The following is a 17,377-nucleotide window of genomic DNA, read 5'->3' as shown; positions in this document are numbered from 1 at the left end:
TTAACGTTTTTTCTTGGCGTCTCGTGGCGCACGCCCGACAGTTGCCTGATACACCTTAAAACGGCCATTCTGGGCCAGCACTTCATGGCTGCCAAATGCCGCATCCAGCAGTGCAGGGTAAGGCAGGAAGGAGTTCGCCACTATCCGCAATTTACCACCGACATGCAGGTGAGCAGTTGCGCCGCGGATCAACAATTCCGCCGCAGTCAGACTGGTTTGAATACCATCATGGAACGGTGGATTCGAAATAATCATCTCGAAGCGGCCTTTAATGTCGGAATAGACATTGCTGGCAATCACCTGCGCGTCGATGTTATTCGCCGCTAATGTCGCTCGGCTGGCTTCAATAGCGGCCGCAGAGACATCACTCAGAGTCCATTTGATTTTAGGTGATTGCTGCGCCAATACAGAGGCCAGCACACCTGCACCACAGCCGACATCCAGCACATTGCCTTTAAATGGCTCACTGAACGTAGACAGTAACAGATGGCTACCGGAGTCCAGCGAGTCACGGCTGAATACGCCGGGCAATGTTTTAACTGTCACATCGCCCACCTGGTAACTTTCCCACCAGGCATCGGCATCAAATTCCGGCTGTTTATCCAACCGGCCATGGTACAGACCGCAACGGCGGGCGCTGTCGATTTTAGTCAACTGCGCAAATTCAGATAACATTTCTTCTGCACTGCGCACGCCACTACGGTTCTCACCCACCACAAAAATATCGGTACCGACAGGCAATAACGAAAGGAGATTAGCCAATTGGAACTGGGCTTCCTGTTTGCTTTTCGGCCAGTAATAAACCAGCGTATCGCAGTTAGCCACCATGTCGGCAGTGGCCAAAAGACCGAATTGCACATTCTCTTCCAGCGTATTGCTCAGTAATTGCCAGTGGTGATATTGATTGGTATGAACCCGTACCCCGGCTGCATCAAACTGCGCTGGCAGCGCATCTTGTAAATCACCGGCAAACAACACATGGCGGGCTATAAATTCATCACTATGGCGCAGTATCACTTCACTGGCTGGGGTTAATGCTGACATCAGTCTTTGGCTCCTTAATAATATGATCGGGGATTATAGAGGTTTGTTGGCGCATGTTCGATGGGTTTGCTAGCATAGCGTCGAAATACGGGTCGCTCTGACAGGAAATGGCATGGCATCAAGACGAGACTTGCTGTTACAACAGCTAGGCATTACGCAGTGGACATTGCGCCGCCCGGCCGTCTTGCAGGGTGAAATCGCAGTTCGTTTACCCGAAGATACCCGCCTGCTGATTGTGGCACACCAGCTTCCTGAATATGATGATCCCCTGTTGTGTGATGTGTTGCACAGCTTGGGTCTCACGCCGCGTCAGGCTTATGCGCTGACGCCGGACAGGGTTGCAATGTTGCCGGAAGATACGCAGTGCAACAGTTGGCGATTGGGCATCAGTGAACCGCTTGCGGTCGCTGGCGCGCAGTTACACAGCCCGGCATTGGCCGGACTTTATCAAGACGCGAGCGCTAAGCGCGCACTTTGGCAGCAGATTTGTCACCATGAAGCAGATTTCTATCCTGACGCCAGCCGATCTGGCCACAGCGTACAAAATTGAGCAAGCCAGCCACGCTTTCCCGTGGACGGAAAAAACCCTGGTCAGTAACCAAGGGGAGCGCTATCTCAATTTTAAGTTGAGTGTCAGTCAACAAATGGTCGGTTTCGCCATTACCCAAATGGTGTTGGATGAAGCGACACTGTTTAATATCGCCATCGATCCGCACTATCAGCGGCAGGGGTATGGCCGTTTACTGCTTGAACATCTGATTGAGCAGTTGGCAACACGTGATATCGTCACTCTCTGGCTTGAGGTGCGGGCTTCAAACGCACGGGCTATCGCCCTCTATGAGAGTTTAGGCTTTAACGAGGTTTCTGTGCGGCGCAACTATTACCCGAGTGCCGATGGGCGTGAAGATGCCATTATGATGGCGCTGCCGATGGGATAGCCCCGTTTTGCCGATTGTCAGTCGTGAATAATGACTGTTTGTTTTGAATAACGACTGTTTGTCTTGAATAAATTGTCTATCTCGCATAAATCAGAGAAAATACCGCGCTATAGCCACTTATACCCGACGTGATAGGAGTTGCCGCTAAGCCTGCTGCAATTTCCAATAAGCAGGGTATAGCGCCACAATCAATGCCTCGCTTTGCCTGACCCGCATATCAATAGGATATGAGGCCCAGAGCAGGGCGGCCTAAAAGTAGAAATCTCAAATTATGTCTCCAAGTGAATACGCACTGGAAGTCGCGAAAAGACGTACTTTCGCGATCATTTCCCACCCCGATGCCGGTAAAACCACCATTACCGAAAAAGTGTTGTTGTTCGGACACGCAATTCAGACCGCCGGTACGGTAAAAGGCCGTGGCTCAAGCCATCATGCCAAATCAGACTGGATGGAAATGGAAAAGCAACGCGGGATCTCCATCACCACCTCGGTGATGCAATTTCCGTATGGCGGTTGTCTGGTTAACTTACTCGATACCCCGGGGCATGAAGACTTCTCCGAGGACACTTACCGTACTCTGACCGCCGTGGACTGCTGTCTGATGGTGATTGACGCGGCAAAAGGGGTTGAAGATCGAACCCGTAAGCTGATGGAAGTAACCCGTCTGCGTGATACACCAATCCTCACTTTTATGAACAAATTGGACCGCGATATTCGTGATCCGATGGAAGTGCTGGATGAAGTGGAACGTGAGCTGAAAATTGCTTGTTCACCAATCACCTGGCCGATTGGCTGCGGTAAGTTGTTTAAAGGGGTTTACCACCTTTATAAAGATGAAACGTATCTCTATCAGACGGGTAAAGGCCACACCATTCAGGAAGTGCGCATCGTCAAAGGGCTGAATAACCCAGACTTGGATGCGGCGGTAGGTGAGGACTTGGCTAAACAGTTCCGTCAGGAACTGGAACTGGTACAGGGGGCTTCTCATGAATTCGAGCATGATGCTTTCTTGTCTGGTGACTTAACGCCGGTGTTCTTCGGTACCGCTTTGGGTAACTTCGGCGTCGATCATATGTTGGATGGCTTGGTTGAATGGGCTCCGGCCCCGATGCCACGTAAAACCGATACCCGTGAAGTGGTTGCGGCTGAACCCAAATTTACCGGTTTTGTGTTCAAAATTCAGGCAAATATGGACCCGAAACACCGTGACCGTGTTGCCTTTATGCGGGTAGTTTCTGGCCGTTTTGAGAAAGGGATGAAACTGCGTCAGGTGCGAACCAAGAAAGACGTAGTAATTTCAGATGCACTGACCTTTATGGCTGGTGACCGTTCTCATGTAGAAGAAGCTTTTGCTGGCGATATCATTGGCTTGCATAACCACGGTACCATTCAAATTGGTGATACCTTCACCCAGGGTGAAGATATGAAGTTCACCGGCATACCGAACTTTGCCCCTGAATTGTTCCGCCGTATTCGCCTGCGTGATCCATTGAAACAGAAGCAGTTGCTAAAAGGTCTGGTTCAGTTGTCAGAAGAGGGCGCGGTGCAAGTGTTCCGCCCGTTGACCAACAACGATTTGATTGTTGGCGCAGTCGGTGTTCTACAGTTTGAAGTGGTCTCTTCACGACTGAAAAGTGAATACAACGTGGAAGCGGTGTATGAATCAGTTAACGTCTCTACCGCCCGTTGGGTTGAATGTGATGACGTGAAGAAGTTCGAAGAGTTTAAACGTAAGAATGAGGTTAACCTGGCATTAGATGGTGGTGATAACTTGAGCTATATCGCCCCAACGATGGTAAATCTTAATATTACGCAAGAACGTTACCCGGAAGTGAATTTCCGTAAAACCCGCGAACATTAATCACCCGCCAAGCCGCACTCTATCGGGGTACAGGGTACCCCGATTCATTAATTCTCTTCACTATTTCCTCCTTAGGATAACTCCTACTTAATCATAAAAATCCGGCTTTAGGGCGATTCCGACTGTATTTATTCTGAGATGCTCTATCTTTATAGGTACACGCAGGATTGACGTGCATCAATTTTAGGTCAAATAACCTGTAGTAATCGTAAAGTATTCATCAACTGGTCACCTCTCTGGGTGGCGTAAAAATCCGTAAGTTTGGGTGTTATAACAAGTTAAGTTTCATAACCCTTTACGGTTTATAACGACAAAGGAAGAAATCGATGACAAATACAAAATTTGCCCGTTCAATGATGGCTGTTGTCTTAGGTACTGCACTTATGAGTGGTAGCGTGTTCGCTGAAGACACCATGCTCAATAAGACAAACAACGTCGTAGACAGCACAGGCGCGAAACTCGATAGTTCCATGAAGAAAGTCGATAACTACATGGGTGACAGCGCTGCAACAGCTAAAGTGAAAAGCGCGCTGTTGGAAGAGAAATCTCTTAAAAGCACTGATATCTCTGTTGAAACCAACCATGGTGTGGTCACTCTGACTGGTTTTGTGACTTCTCAGGCTGAAGCTGAAACTGCCGTTGAAATTGCTGGAAACGTTGAAGGCGTTAAATCTGTCAGCGATAAGCTGCATGTGAAAGACCAGAAATCACAATCAGTCAGTGAATATGCTGGCGATGCTGCAACAACCAGTTCAGTCAAAGCCAAATTGCTGGCTGATGACATCGTACCCTCACGTAAAGTGAAAGTAGAAACCACCGAAGGTGTGGTGCAGTTATCAGGTAGTGTTGAGAATAAAGCTCAGTCCGAACGTGCTGAAAGTATTGCTAAAGCCGTTGATGGCGTGAAAAGCGTTAAAAATGATCTTAGCATCAAACCTTAATTATTATCGGCTGATGGGTATTTCGTGAGGGAGAAATACCTTACGGAATAAGCTTTATAAGCCCGTCAGCCAAATAATAAATCTGTTAATAATGCGACTTCTGTTAAACGCACTACTGTTAAATAGACAGAGAGAGTTAAAAACGCTGTTTTTAACCTAAGTGTAGAAAGCCATTTTTTAAAACGGGAAGGAGAGGCTTATGTTTCGCTGGGGCATTATATTTTTGATTATTGCTTTAATCGCTGCGGCATTAGGTTTTGGTGGGCTAGCCGGTACGGCAGCCTGGGCCGCAAAAGTCGTCTTTGTAGTGGGTATTGTCCTATTCCTCATCAGTCTGTTTACAGGCCGTAAGCGCCTTTAGTCAGGCGAGAGGGTTACAGCAAAGGGTAAGACGGGGTATCCTCGGCACCTGTTGTAACGAATTAAGGATAGATGGTGGGATACAGAATACCTATCACGCTCGGTAATATTGAGCCACTCGCCTATAAACCATACCAACCCGGAAAAATGGCGTTGGTTTGTGAGGGAGGCGGGCAGCGGGGAATTTTTACAGCCGGTGTGCTGGATGAATTTCAACGCGCCCGCTTTAACCCTTTTGATCTGATGATTGGCACCTCTGCCGGTGCACAAAATCTATCTGCCTTTATCTGCGGTCAACCCGGCTACGCTCGCCGCGTCATTACCCGCTACACCACCACAGCTAATTTCTTTAACCCATTACGTTTTGTGCGTGGTGGCCACTTAATTGATCTCGACTGGTTGGTGGATATCACATCCCAGCAGTTGCCTCTGGCCATGGATCATGCTGAAGAGCATTTACGCAATGGCCGTGAATTCTTAATGTGTGCCTGCCGCAGTGATGATTTTGAACCTACCTATATTTCCCCCACTCGAGAAAGCTGGCTGCCGACCATTAAAGCGTCCAGTGCTATTCCTGGTTTATACCGTCAGGGGGTGGATTTGGGGGGGATCAGTTATCAGGATGGTGGCATCAGTGATGCCATCCCGGTGGAGGAAGCCTACCGCCGTGGCGCTGATACTATTGTGGTGATTCGGACTGTACCGTCGCAGGCCTATTACACACCGCAATGGATGAAGCGGATGGAACATTGGCTGAGTGAAAGTAGTTTGCAACAACTGGTGCGGATTATGCAGCAACATGAGCAGAGCTATCACCGTATTCAGCAATTTATTGAAAAGCCGCCCGGTGACCTGCGTATTTTCGAAATTTTTCCGCCTAAGCCACTTGCCAGTAATGCACTGGGGAGCCGAATTGCGGCACTAAATCGTGATTATCATTTAGGCCGCCGTTGTGGTCGCTATTTTTTGGCTACCGTCGGGCACTGGCTATTACCGCAAGATCAACGGGATCCGACTGGAATCAATGGGGAGAAAACCTCGATTTCACTTTCACGTCGTATCATTCAGCCACAAGATATTAATCAACCAGATGATATGGCAGAGCTAATTGATACTGATGACTCTTCATTTGATATTACTCAAACGCCGGATATCATTACACCAGCGGATTCAGTGACCGCCACTCACTATGGCCTACCGGCTCAGATGAGTATGAGTGACAATGGGTTGATTATTCCAACGAATACCAATAGAAAGCCCTTGCCAGTAGAGATAATTTTGCCTGCCAGTGTGGCAAAAAACAAAGGTGATACCGCCTAATGGTACAAGTGAGTGAGCAGATAGTGAATCTTAGCGATAAAGCTTATTTTATCGATACCCACTGTCACTTTGATTTCCCTCCATTCAGTGGTGCTGAAGCGGCCAGTTTAGTCACTGCGGCTCAGGCGAATGTCAGGCAATTGATTGTTCCTGCGGTGGGTGCTGCTTATTTTCCCCGTATTTTAGCCTTGGCTGCGAACTATCCGCCCCTTTTTGCCGCACTCGGCATGCATCCACTTTATATCGCTCAACATCAAGAGGCCGATTTGGCGACACTGGCATCCTATCTGGCGAACAAAACTCACAAGCTGGTGGCCGTGGGGGAAATTGGCCTGGATCTTTATATGGATGAGCCGCAGTTACCACGCCAGTTGGCGCTATTGCAGGCGCAACTTAAGTTGGCTAAACAGCATGATCTGCCTGTTATTCTGCATTCTCGCCGTTCCCATGACCAATTAGCCTCGGTGCTGCGTAAAACGGTGTTGCCGCGCACTGGTGTTGTACATGGTTTCGCCGGTAGCCTGGCGCAGGCGCAGGCATTTATTCGCTTGGGTTATTATATTGGTGTGGGTGGGACCATTACTTATGTGCGGGCACAGAAAACCCGGAGTGTCATGGCCGCATTGCCTCTTTCCGCATTACTGCTGGAAACCGACGCGCCAGATATGCCGTTAGCCGGTTTTCAGGGGCAACCAAACCGGCCCGAGCGGGCTGCTGATGTGTTCAGCGTGTTGTGTCAGCTACGCTCTGAAACGCCACAACAGATTGCCAGCCAGTTGTTAGCGAATAGTCAACGTTTGTTCCGATTACCGCCCGCCGATAGCTGCCCACTTTAAATCACCACCGGGAATATACAAACCATACTAATAATTTGTGTGATCTCTTTATTTTCGCTTTTTAATGTGACTTTTGTCACACTTACGTTGATTCGGTTGCTTTTAGTTGTGTTTATTTGTGACAGAGATTATTTGATAGCGTCTTCATGTCGGTATAATCCCCCGAAAATTATTTCAATTTAATTAATGATTTCACTATTAGGGATAGCGACATGCTAATGAGTCTGGTTGGAATGGCAGTACTGATATTAATAGCCGTACTTCTTTCAAGTAATTATAGGGCGATTAATATCCGCACTGTTGTAGGTGCATTTATTATCCAGATCGCTATTGGTGCGCTGGTATTATATGTGCCCATCGGGCGCCGCATTCTGGGCGGTATGTCAGAAGGCGTCGCTAACGTTATCGCCTACGGTAATGAGGGGATTTCATTTATTTTTGGCGGTTTGGTTTCTGACAAAATGTTTGAAGTTTTTGGTGGTGGCGGCTTTGTATTCGCCCTGCGAGTATTACCGGTAATTGTATTCTTCTCATCATTGATTGCCGTTCTGTATTACCTTGGCATCATGCAAATCGTTATTAAGGTATTGGGCGGTGGTTTGCAAAAGTTGCTGGGCACTTCACGTACTGAATCCCTTTCCGCCACAGCTAATATCTTTGTTGGCCAAACTGAAGCGCCGTTAGTGGTGCGCCCTTATATTGCCACCATGACTCAATCTGAACTGTTTGCGGTAATGTGCGGCGGTTTAGCTTCCGTTGCCGGTTCAGTATTGGCCGGTTATGCGCAAATGGGGGTACCATTGGAATATCTGATTGCTGCTTCCTTTATGGCAGCGCCGGGTGGGTTACTGTTTGCTAAACTGATGGTGCCGGAAACTGAAAAAACGCACGATAACGTTGATGCTACGACCTTGATTGCTGAAGATGAACGCCCAGCTAACGTTATTGATGCAGCGGCCTCTGGCGCGGCTTCCGGCATGCAACTGGCATTGAATGTAGGGGCAATGCTGTTGGCCTTTATCGCTTTGATTGCTCTGCTCAATGGTATTCTGGGTGGGATTGGTGGCTGGTTTGATTATCCACAACTTTCGCTAGAGTTGATTCTGGGTTGGGTATTCTCGCCGATTGCTTACTTGATAGGCATCCCATGGAGTGAAGCGATGGTGGCTGGTTCATTTATCGGCCAGAAGATTATCGTTAACGAATTCGTAGCATTTATGAATTTCGGTCAGTATCTCCAGGCGGAAGAGTTAGTCAAAGCCGCGGGTTTACAGGTTCTTTCCGAGCACACTAAGGCTATTATCTCCTTCGCGCTGTGCGGTTTTGCTAACTTGTCATCTGTTGCCATTTTATTGGGTGGCTTGGGTAGTATGGCCCCAAACCGCCGTCACGATATCGCGCGTTTCGGCCTGAAAGCGGTAGCGGCAGGCACATTGTCGAATCTGATGAGTGCGACGATCGCCGGTTTCTTCCTGGCATTATAATTAGGCTAGCTTGACTTGCCATTTTGGGATTGGGCAGTGCTCGGGGCTTGTCACCTACTTCGTGTACGCTCCAGTCCCTGCGCGCTGTCCGCACCCAAACTGTCTGCGCCGCTGACGCTTAATTTTTTATGGTTCAGGCCTACAATACTGCGTATTCCTGCCCATAGGCTATTCTTGAAGCGAGTGAGCGTATCGTGGTCAGAAAGCTATAAATTAGGTTATTTTGTGACTTTAATCACATATAATTCCGTCTCGTTACAAGTTACTATTGATTAGTGTGAAATTGAACACACCCAAGCTGCCGATAACGTGTTCAAATAGTGTTATTGGCTTTCGGAATGAAAGCCTAAAGTGTGTACGGAGTCTCATTGCATCAGTGATGTAAGCAATGACCAAGTAGTTAGTGCGGTGAGATGGATCTCAATTGCCACCCATAGGGGCTATCTTCAAGGAACCAAGTCCGCTCGCCAACGTATTGAGCTTAGAACCTTCTCATTAGGGCTATGTTATTTGCCTGACTGCAACAATTACGCCTACTGAGGGGGACTTTTAATCACCAAAGATGCCGGTACGGTCTCTTTGTCCGCTCATAAATAGATGCTCAGTTCTGGCAAGGTGCTGGGGCTGAAATAGTGTTGGAGAGTTTTATGACCGATTTAACCGCCTGCGCGAATCTTAACGATTATGCCAAACGCGCACTGAGTTTGATGGATTTAACTACCCTGAATGACGACGATACCGATGATAAGGTTATCGCGCTGTGTCATCAGGCAAAAAGCCCTGCCGGTAACACGGCCGCAATCTGTATTTATCCCCGCTTTATTCCTATTGCGCGTAAAACGTTGCGCGAGCAGGGTACCCCTGAAATCCGTATTGCAACAGTGACTAACTTCCCACATGGCAATGATGATATTGCTATTGCACTGGCCGAAACCCGTGCCGCCATTGCCTATGGTGCTGATGAAGTGGATGTGGTTTTCCCTTACCGCGCCTTAATGGCGGGTAATGATAAGGTCGGCTTCGAATTAGTGAAAGAGTGCAAAGAAGCCTGCGCTGCCGCGAATGTATTACTGAAAGTAATCATAGAGACCGGTGAGTTAAAGCAAGAGCACTTGATCCGTCAAGCCTCTGAAATTGCTATTAAAGCTGGCGCGGATTTCATCAAAACCTCCACCGGTAAAGTGCCGGTCAATGCCACACTGGAAAGTGCGGGTATTATGATGAGCACTATCCGTGATTTAGGTGTGGGTAAAACCGTCGGCTTTAAGCCAGCGGGCGGAGTACGTACTGCCGAAGATGCCGCGCAATTCCTGCAACTGGCCGATCAATTGATGGGTGAGGGTTGGGCCGACGCCCGCCACTTCCGCTTTGGCGCATCCAGTCTGTTAGCCAGCTTATTAACCACGCTGGGCCATCAGAGTGATAGCAAAAGTAGCGGTTACTAATCATTATCGCAATCATTGAGTTTAGCCGATGCGCTGCGGGCGACTAGCCTGCCGTGCGGCTTTTATCCTTATTTAGGTCAGGGGGATGCTGTGTTTCTGGCACAAGAAATTATCCGTAAAAAACGCGACGGTCAGCCACTGAGCGAAGAAGAGATTCGTTTCTTTATCAATGGGATCCGCGACAATGTGGTTTCCGAAGGGCAGATTGCTGCTTTGGCGATGACCATCTATTTCCATGACATGAGCATGCCGGAGCGCGTGGCACTAACCATGGCAATGCGTGATTCTGGCACGGTGCTCAACTGGCAGAGCCTTAATCTAAACGGCCCCATCGTGGATAAACACTCTACCGGTGGCGTGGGTGATGTGACATCACTGATGCTCGGCCCGATGGTCGCAGCCTGTGGTGGCTATGTGCCGATGATTTCTGGCCGTGGTCTGGGCCATACCGGCGGAACCTTGGACAAACTGGAAGCTATACCCGGTTTTGATATTTTCCCCGATGATAATGCGTTCCGTAAAATCATTCAGGACGTCGGTGTCGCCATCATTGGTCAAACCAGCTCATTAGCACCGGCAGATAAACGTTTCTACGCTACCCGTGATATCACCGCCACTGTAGATTCCATTCCACTGATTACCGCTTCTATTTTGGCGAAGAAACTGGCTGAAGGGCTGGATGCGTTGGTGATGGATGTGAAGGTGGGTTCTGGTGCCTTTATGCCGACATATCAATTATCTGCCGATTTAGCACAGGCTATTGTCAGTGTGGCTAACGGCGCGGGTTGTAAAACAACGGCACTATTGACCGATATGAATCAGGTGTTGGCTTCCAGCGCCGGTAATGCGGTTGAAGTGCGCGAAGCGGTACGTTTCCTGACGGGTGAATATCGTAATCCACGCTTGTTAGAAGTGACGATGGCGCTGTGCGTTGAAATGCTGTTATCAGGTGGTTTGGCGCAAGATGATGCTGACGCCAGATCCAAGCTACAGGCGGTGCTGGATAACGGTAAAGCAGCAGAACTCTTTGGTCGCATGGTGGCGGCGCAAAAAGGCCCAAGTGATTTCGTTGAGCGCTATGACAGCTACCTACCGGTTGCCATGTTGAGCAAGCCGGTATTTGCTGAACGAGCAGGCGTGGTTACTGCGATGGATACCCGTGCACTGGGTATGGCGGTGGTTTCCCTCGGCGGCGGTCGTCGTCGGGCAACTGATCCTATTGATTATAGTGTTGGTATCACTGAAATGGCACGTCTGGGGACCGGTGTTGATGGTCAGCAACCCTTAGCGGTGATTCATGCCAATAACGAAGATGACTGGCAGCAGGCAGCAGATGCACTACGTGCGGCGATCACCTTGGGTGACAAAGCGCCGGAAGAAACACCGGTTATCTATCGCCGTATTACTGAATAAACGCCATACTTTTGTTATTGAAGATATTTGCCCTTGAAGGCAAGTGTTAGCGAAAACAGATTGATTAATTACATGGGGGAGCCGATGAACATTGCTGCCCCAGAGCGTGAACCCACGCAGGAGAAAATGATGAAACGTACATTTATTATGGTATTAGACTCATTTGGTATCGGTGCCAGCGCAGATGCTAAAAAATTTGGTGACGAAGGGGCCGACACTCTGGGCCACATTGCTGAGGTCTGCGCCCGTGGTGAAGCTAACGTTGGTCGTAGTGGCCCATTGACGCTGCCAAACCTGAGTCGTTTAGGGTTGGGTAAAGCTGCCGAAGAGTCCACCGGTAAATTCCCGGTCGGGCTGGATAAGAATGCAGATATCATTGGTGCCTATGGTTATGCCAGTGAGTTATCCTCCGGTAAAGATACACCGTCAGGCCACTGGGAGATTGCGGGGGTGCCGGTGCTGTTTGACTGGGGTTACTTCAGTGATGTCGAAAACAGTTTCCCACAGGAACTGTTGGATAAACTGGTAAAACGGGCCAACCTGCCGGGTTATCTGGGTAACTGTCACTCAAGTGGGACCGTTATCCTTGACCAACTGGGTGAAGAGCATATGAAAACCGGCAAACCGATTTTCTATACCTCGGCTGACTCGGTGTTCCAGATTGCCTGCCACGAAGAGACCTTTGGCCTGGATCGCTTGTATGAATTATGTGAAATTGCCCGCGAAGAGCTGACCGAGGGTGGCTACAATATTGGTCGTGTGATTGCGCGTCCGTTTATTGGTGACAAGCCAGGTAACTTCCAACGCACCGGTAACCGCCATGATCTGGCCGTTGAACCGCCAGCGCCAACCATGTTGAAAAAACTGGTGGATGAGAAAGGGGGAGAAGTGGTTTCTATCGGTAAAATTGCCGATATCTATGCGCATGTGGGTATTACTCAGAAAGTGAAAGCCACCGGTCTGGATGCGCTATTTGATGCCACGATAGAAGAAATGAAGAAAGCCGGTGACAACACTATCGTGTTCACTAACTTTGTGGATTTTGACTCTTCTTACGGTCACCGTCGCGACGTTGCTGGTTATGCTGCTGCATTGGAACTGTTCGACCGCCGCCTGCCTGAGTTGATGGCGCTGGTAAAAGAAGATGACATCCTGATCCTGACGGCTGACCACGGTTGTGATCCAACCTGGCCGGGCACTGACCATACCCGTGAGCACATTCCGGTCTTGGTTTACGGCCCGAAAGTCAAACCAGGATCGCTTGGGCATCGTGAGACCTTTGCTGATATTGGGCAGACGGTAGCGACATATTTCAATCTATCCCCAATGGATTACGGTAAGAATATGCTTTAAGTCATTCAGCTAAGCTGAGCGTGCCATTTTGAACCCGGGCAGTCAGTGCTCGCCCTCCTCACGTACTGCGTGTACGCTCCGGGGGCTGTGCGCTGGCCGTGCCCAAACTGTCGGTGCTCATCTACGCTGGCGATGGCTGATTTTCTCTGAACTGTGCAAAGTAGTTCAAACTTAAAAACAGTTCAGTAATATAAATTTTAATTCTCTGATTTTTAAGGAAAGTGATTATGGCAACGCCACATATTAATGCTGAAATGGGTGATTTCGCTGATGTTGTATTGATGCCAGGGGATCCACTGCGTGCGAAATTTATCGCCGAAACCTTCCTGCAAGACGTGCGCGAAGTGAACAATGTGCGTGGCATGTTGGGCTTCACCGGTACTTATAAAGGCCGCAAAATCTCGGTAATGGGCCACGGTATGGGTATCCCGTCCTGCTCCATTTACGCCAAAGAACTGATCACTGATTTTGGCGTGAAAAAAATCATTCGTGTCGGTTCATGTGGTGCGGTTCGCGCTGATGTGAAACTGCGTGATGTGGTGATCGGCATGGGGGCTTGTACCGACTCCAAAGTAAACCGTATGCGCTTTAAAGATCACGACTATGCAGCGATTGCTGACTTTGAAATGACCCGCAATGCAGTGGATGCGGCAAAAGCGAAAGGTATCGACGTCCGTGTAGGTAACATCTTCTCTGCTGACCTGTTCTACACGCCAGACCCGCAAATGTTTGATGTGATGGAAAAATACGGCATTCTGGGCGTGGAAATGGAAGCGGCCGGTATCTACGGCGTTGCCGCGGAGTTCGGTGCTAAAGCCCTGACCATCTGTACTGTTTCTGACCATATCCGTACCGGTGAGCAAACCACCGCTGCGGAGCGCCAGACCACCTTCAATGACATGATTGAAATTGCATTAGAATCGGTGTTGTTGGGCGATCAGAAGTAATCCCGTCTCTGCTTCCCTCTATTCAGCGGCAGCGATTTCTGCCGCTGAATCTATTCATAAAATCTGCCAGAAAAAATAGGTTTCTTTACACATCAGATAATTAGCGCTATAAATCTATTCATCATTCTATTCACGAATCTATTCATATGCTCTCTCTGGAAACGTTATTACGCCAAAAACCGGCGACCGCGAGCTATCTGGCGCAAGCTATGGCAATCAGTCAACCCACGGTTTCCCGGCAGTTAAGCGGGTTAAAAGAGAGGGTGCTGAAAATAGGTAAAGGCAAAGCAACACAATATGCCTTGCGGCGGTACATTGCTGGAGATAGTGCCGCAGAGCATGCATTTCCGCTATATCGTATCGATGAACAGGGTCATGCAACCCATTTCGCGATACTCTATCCTATCCATCCGGCTGAAATGTGCTGTGTACATCAACTGGCATCTGATACATGGCAGCTATTTGATAGCTTGCCGTGGTATTTGACTGATATGCGGCCGCAGGGGTTTCTCGGGCGGATTTGGGGGAAGTCAGTTGCAGGTAAGTTACAGCTCACCGATGATGTTCGTTTGTGGAATGAAGACCATATCTTATTAGCTCTGTCACGTCAGGCCGATGATATGAATGGCAATATATTGATTGGACAACAAAGTTATCAACATTGGTTAGCAGCACCTGATGCGATACCTATCGATCCGGTAGATAAGTTATCTCGTTATGCAGAACTTTCTCAAATGGCTCTGGCGGGTGAAATGGTCGGTTCTTCTGCGGGCGGCGAACAACCGAAATTTACTTGTTATGCAGGGAATCTGGAGCGGCCTTCGTCATATGTTATTGTCAAATTTTCTGCCTCTTCACAAAACGCCAATAGTCGGCGCTGGGGTGACCTACTGATATCTGAGTCGCTTGCACTTAGCACCTTAAATAATGGGGGTTATAAAGCGGCCACAAGTCAGGTTTTACAGGGTGTTGGTAGGCAAATATTCCTTGAGGTAGAGCGATTTGATCGCTGCGGGCAGCGTGGTCGTTTAGGGATAGTTTCTTTAGAGGCGGTTAATGCCGAATTTGTTGGCAACCCAGTCGCCAGTTGGCCACAAGTTTGCCAACAATTAGTCGATAAAGGATTACTGGCCGCGCCGGCATTAGAACAGGTTAACGTTATCTGGGCATTTGGCAAATTAATCGCCAATACCGATATGCACCAAGGTAACCTTTCCTTTCTGCATCCTGAGAACACACCACTATCATTAGCGCCAGTTTACGATATGCTGCCAATGGCATTTGCCCCGACGAGTACGGGGAATATGCGCCACAACGTGCCGGAAATCTCTTTATCTGCTGATATCAGCAAGCTGCACTGGCAACGCGCACAGCAACTGGCAAATATATTCTGGCAACAGGTGATAGATCACTCGAACATCAGTAATGAATTCAAACTTATTGCCCGACAGATGCAGGGACAACTGCTTTCTCTCACCACGCTAATTGAGCGCATGGCATAATATCTATCCGCAGTATTATTTATCGCCCGTCTTTTTATTTGCATCTGCCTGACTGGCAGCTGTCTCTGGTGTTTCATCCTCATCTTCTTTGACCGGCGTATTGGCGGTGAGCAGATAAGGTGATTGCTGCCAACGGCTGCGGCGACCTTGCAGCAGAGTGCGAGCCAGAATGATCCCCACCGCCAGCGCGACGAGAATCATCAAGCGCAGCAAATTGGTGGTATTATCCACTTGCTTGGATTCCGTCGCCAGCACATGGGTGTCCAGCGTCATACGCAGAAAGCCGCTTGGCCCGCTTTTTCCGGGGATCAGCTCGACAATCTGGTGGTTGAAATAGCTGCCGGGGCGTTTACCATCCAAAGCCAGTCGATCACGTACTTTTACGTTCTCTCCGGCGCTGGCGACCAGCGTTCCGTCAATTTGATATACACTGGCATCCAATACGCGGCTTGATTGCGTCAGTTGCTGGAGAATTTCGTCAACTTTTTGGCTGTCGATATCATCATCCCCACTGTCCATGATGGGGGCGAGGCTGAAAGTGACTTGTTTTGCCAGTGTTTTCGCCAGCTCTTCAACTTGTTCCGAACGAGCGAGTTGATGACTGAGGCTGAAATAGGATGCACCTTGCATCAGCAAGACTAATAATGCCAGGCAAATCAGCACAATAGCCGTACGGTGCAGTCGGAATTTTAGTTTGGCCTTAGCCATGCAGGTTCCTTGCAAGAATCGGTGACTTTATGTTGCCAGAAGCAAGGGCGATAGGATAGCTTGATGCGTCCTTTTGTCTGGTCTTTACCCCGTTTTCTACAGGAGTCATTCATGTCTAATAGTCTGACCTATTGCGATCTCCCCGCGGAGATCTATCAATGGCCGGGTCTGCCACTTTCGCTCAGTGGTGATGAGGTCATGCCGCTGGATTATCGTGCCGGTCATACAGGTTGGCTACTGTACGGTAGAAAGCTGGATAAACAGCGTATTACGGGTTTTCAGGGCCAATTGGGTGCCGCCATGGTGATTGTCTCCGCTTGGTGTGTGGAGGATTATCAGGTCATCCGTTTGGCCGGCAGTTTAACCCCACGGATTAAAACGTTAGCGGATGAAAACGGTCTTGATGTCGCCCCTCTGGGGGCTATCCCGCATTTGCGTACCCCGGGCCTGCTGGTGATGGATATGGATTCAACTGCCATCCAAATCGAATGTATTGATGAGATTGCCAAGCTCGCCGGTGTTGGCGAAGAAGTGGCTGCCGTCACCGAACGCGCCATGCAAGGTGAATTGGACTTCGCCGCCAGCCTGCGTCAGCGGGTTGCCACCCTGAAAGGGGCGGATGCCAATATCTTAAAACAGGTACGTGACCAACTGCCATTGATGCCGGGGCTGACCAGCCTGGTCCGTAAGCTTCAGGCATTAGATTGGCATGTGGCGATCGCCTCCGGTGGTTTTACTTATTACGCTGAATATCTGCGCGACAAACTGCGTCTGGTCGATGTGGCAGCCAATGAACTTGAAATCAAAGACGGCAAGCTGACCGGCAAAGTGTTAGGGCCGATTGTCGATGCACAATATAAAGCCGATACCCTGCTCAAGTTGGCGGAAAAACTCAATATCCCTATTGCTCAAACAGTGGCTATCGGCGATGGCGCCAATGACCTGAAAATGATGCAAGCCGCCGGTTTAGGGCTGGCTTTCCATGCAAAGCCGAAGGTGTATGCCAAAGCGAAAGTGGCGATCCGTCACGGTGATTTGCTGAGTGTTCTTTGCATTTTGACCGGCAGTCTGAAGCATGAAGAACGATGAAATAGGCTGTTTTATTTGCCATTTTTGAGCTTGTGCAGTGCTCACAAAACGCATGCATTTTGAACACACTTAAGGGCGGCCCGTAGGGGGAGCGTAGCGAATAAAATCCTCATGTCGCCATGGTTTACAACGTCAT

16 protein-coding genes are annotated in these 17,377 nt (G+C 49.1%); 14 read left to right on the top strand and 2 right to left on the bottom strand.

The window, feature by feature from the left end:
• Window positions 1-1,044: a 16S rRNA (guanine(1207)-N(2))-methyltransferase RsmC gene (gene rsmC / locus V2A85_RS03560; RefSeq protein ID WP_420070895.1), complete on the bottom strand. Its 1,044-nt coding sequence runs from the start codon at window positions 1,042-1,044 to the stop codon at window positions 1-3.
• A 112-nt stretch (window positions 1,045-1,156) separates the two neighbouring features.
• On the opposite strand from rsmC, the gene V2A85_RS03555 reads away from it, so the two are divergent.
• The 13 genes from V2A85_RS03555 to yjjJ all read left to right on the top strand — a co-directional run bounded on the left by V2A85_RS03555 (window position 1,157) and on the right by yjjJ (window position 15,444).
• Window positions 1,157-1,594, top strand: a complete 438-nt coding sequence (locus tag V2A85_RS03555; protein ID WP_372557941.1) for a DNA polymerase III subunit psi — start codon at window positions 1,157-1,159, stop codon at window positions 1,592-1,594.
• Window positions 1,539-1,982, top strand: a complete 444-nt coding sequence (gene rimI, locus V2A85_RS03550) for a ribosomal protein S18-alanine N-acetyltransferase (protein WP_083160698.1) — start codon at window positions 1,539-1,541, stop codon at window positions 1,980-1,982. The genes V2A85_RS03555 and rimI overlap by 56 nt, the downstream gene beginning before the upstream one ends.
• Window positions 1,983-2,253: 271 nt before the next feature.
• Entirely contained in the window at window positions 2,254-3,843 is a 1,590-nt protein-coding gene (gene prfC, locus V2A85_RS03545; protein WP_005191790.1) for a peptide chain release factor 3, read from the top strand.
• A gap of 326 nt (window positions 3,844-4,169) precedes the next feature.
• The gene (gene osmY / locus V2A85_RS03540) at window positions 4,170-4,784 is read left to right on the top strand and encodes a molecular chaperone OsmY (protein ID WP_420070894.1); all 615 of its coding nucleotides are present in this window, start codon (window positions 4,170-4,172) and stop codon (window positions 4,782-4,784) included.
• 199 nt (window positions 4,785-4,983) lie between these two features.
• A complete protein-coding gene (locus V2A85_RS03535) occupies window positions 4,984-5,145 on the top strand; it encodes a DUF1328 domain-containing protein (RefSeq protein WP_004876076.1) in 162 nt (53 codons plus the stop codon).
• 71 nt (window positions 5,146-5,216) lie between these two features.
• Window positions 5,217-6,464, top strand: a complete 1,248-nt coding sequence (locus V2A85_RS03530; protein ID WP_420070893.1) for a patatin-like phospholipase family protein — start codon at window positions 5,217-5,219, stop codon at window positions 6,462-6,464.
• Window positions 6,464-7,300, top strand: coding sequence for a TatD family hydrolase (locus tag V2A85_RS03525; RefSeq protein WP_420070892.1), 837 nt, complete (start codon window positions 6,464-6,466; stop codon window positions 7,298-7,300). Before V2A85_RS03530 ends, V2A85_RS03525 begins: the two co-directional genes overlap by 1 nt.
• 212 nt (window positions 7,301-7,512) lie before the next feature.
• Window positions 7,513-8,784, top strand: coding sequence for a NupC/NupG family nucleoside CNT transporter (locus tag V2A85_RS03520; RefSeq protein WP_372557945.1), 1,272 nt, complete (start codon window positions 7,513-7,515; stop codon window positions 8,782-8,784).
• Between the two features lie 647 nt (window positions 8,785-9,431).
• Entirely contained in the window at window positions 9,432-10,229 is a 798-nt protein-coding gene (deoC, locus tag V2A85_RS03515) for a deoxyribose-phosphate aldolase (RefSeq protein WP_050072495.1), read from the top strand.
• A gap of 90 nt (window positions 10,230-10,319) precedes the next feature.
• Window positions 10,320-11,642, top strand: a complete 1,323-nt coding sequence (deoA, locus tag V2A85_RS03510) for a thymidine phosphorylase (RefSeq protein WP_420070891.1) — start codon at window positions 10,320-10,322, stop codon at window positions 11,640-11,642.
• A 129-nt stretch (window positions 11,643-11,771) separates the two neighbouring features.
• Entirely contained in the window at window positions 11,772-12,995 is a 1,224-nt protein-coding gene (gene deoB / locus V2A85_RS03505) for a phosphopentomutase (RefSeq protein WP_372559816.1), read from the top strand.
• Window positions 12,996-13,222: 227 nt separating this feature from the next.
• Complete coding sequence (gene deoD, locus V2A85_RS03500) at window positions 13,223-13,942, top strand: purine-nucleoside phosphorylase (protein WP_372557947.1); 720 nt, start codon at window positions 13,223-13,225, stop codon at window positions 13,940-13,942.
• A gap of 146 nt (window positions 13,943-14,088) precedes the next feature.
• The gene (yjjJ, locus tag V2A85_RS03495; protein WP_420070890.1) at window positions 14,089-15,444 is read left to right on the top strand and encodes a type II toxin-antitoxin system HipA family toxin YjjJ; all 1,356 of its coding nucleotides are present in this window, start codon (window positions 14,089-14,091) and stop codon (window positions 15,442-15,444) included.
• 15 nt (window positions 15,445-15,459) lie between these two features.
• Here the strand turns inward: yjjJ and V2A85_RS03490 are convergent, their stop codons facing one another.
• Complete coding sequence (locus V2A85_RS03490; RefSeq protein ID WP_420070889.1) at window positions 15,460-16,152, bottom strand: YtjB family periplasmic protein; 693 nt, start codon at window positions 16,150-16,152, stop codon at window positions 15,460-15,462.
• Window positions 16,153-16,263: 111 nt separating this feature from the next.
• Here V2A85_RS03490 and serB point away from each other — a divergent pair, with 111 nt between their 5' ends.
• Window positions 16,264-17,241: a phosphoserine phosphatase gene (gene serB / locus V2A85_RS03485; protein ID WP_083160679.1), complete on the top strand. Its 978-nt coding sequence runs from the start codon at window positions 16,264-16,266 to the stop codon at window positions 17,239-17,241.
• Window positions 17,242-17,377: the final 136 nt, after the last annotated feature.

Source organism: Yersinia sp. 1252 StPb PI (genome assembly GCF_048593885.1).
GTDB lineage: Bacteria > Pseudomonadota > Gammaproteobacteria > Enterobacterales > Enterobacteriaceae > Yersinia > Yersinia enterocolitica_E.
This window is presented reverse-complemented; position numbering and strand designations above follow the sequence as displayed.

Bases quoted from the DNA above. Each gene is read 5' to 3' on its own strand.
- rsmC (WP_420070895.1), bottom strand. From the start codon at position 1,044: ATGTCAGCATTAACCCCAGCCAGTGAAGTGATACTGCGCCATAGTGAT.
- V2A85_RS03555 (WP_372557941.1), top strand. From the start codon at position 1,157: ATGGCATCAAGACGAGACTTGCTGTTACAACAGCTAGGCATTACGCAG.
- rimI (WP_083160698.1), top strand. From the start codon at position 1,539: ATGAAGCAGATTTCTATCCTGACGCCAGCCGATCTGGCCACAGCGTAC.
- prfC (WP_005191790.1), top strand. From the start codon at position 2,254: ATGTCTCCAAGTGAATACGCACTGGAAGTCGCGAAAAGACGTACTTTC.
- osmY (WP_420070894.1), top strand. From the start codon at position 4,170: ATGACAAATACAAAATTTGCCCGTTCAATGATGGCTGTTGTCTTAGGT.
- V2A85_RS03535 (WP_004876076.1), top strand. From the start codon at position 4,984: ATGTTTCGCTGGGGCATTATATTTTTGATTATTGCTTTAATCGCTGCG.
- V2A85_RS03530 (WP_420070893.1), top strand. From the start codon at position 5,217: ATGGTGGGATACAGAATACCTATCACGCTCGGTAATATTGAGCCACTC.
- V2A85_RS03525 (WP_420070892.1), top strand. From the start codon at position 6,464: ATGGTACAAGTGAGTGAGCAGATAGTGAATCTTAGCGATAAAGCTTAT.
- V2A85_RS03520 (WP_372557945.1), top strand. From the start codon at position 7,513: ATGCTAATGAGTCTGGTTGGAATGGCAGTACTGATATTAATAGCCGTA.
- deoC (WP_050072495.1), top strand. From the start codon at position 9,432: ATGACCGATTTAACCGCCTGCGCGAATCTTAACGATTATGCCAAACGC.
- deoB (WP_372559816.1), top strand. From the start codon at position 11,772: ATGAAACGTACATTTATTATGGTATTAGACTCATTTGGTATCGGTGCC.
- deoD (WP_372557947.1), top strand. From the start codon at position 13,223: ATGGCAACGCCACATATTAATGCTGAAATGGGTGATTTCGCTGATGTT.
- yjjJ (WP_420070890.1), top strand. From the start codon at position 14,089: ATGCTCTCTCTGGAAACGTTATTACGCCAAAAACCGGCGACCGCGAGC.
- V2A85_RS03490 (WP_420070889.1), bottom strand. From the start codon at position 16,152: ATGGCTAAGGCCAAACTAAAATTCCGACTGCACCGTACGGCTATTGTG.
- serB (WP_083160679.1), top strand. From the start codon at position 16,264: ATGTCTAATAGTCTGACCTATTGCGATCTCCCCGCGGAGATCTATCAA.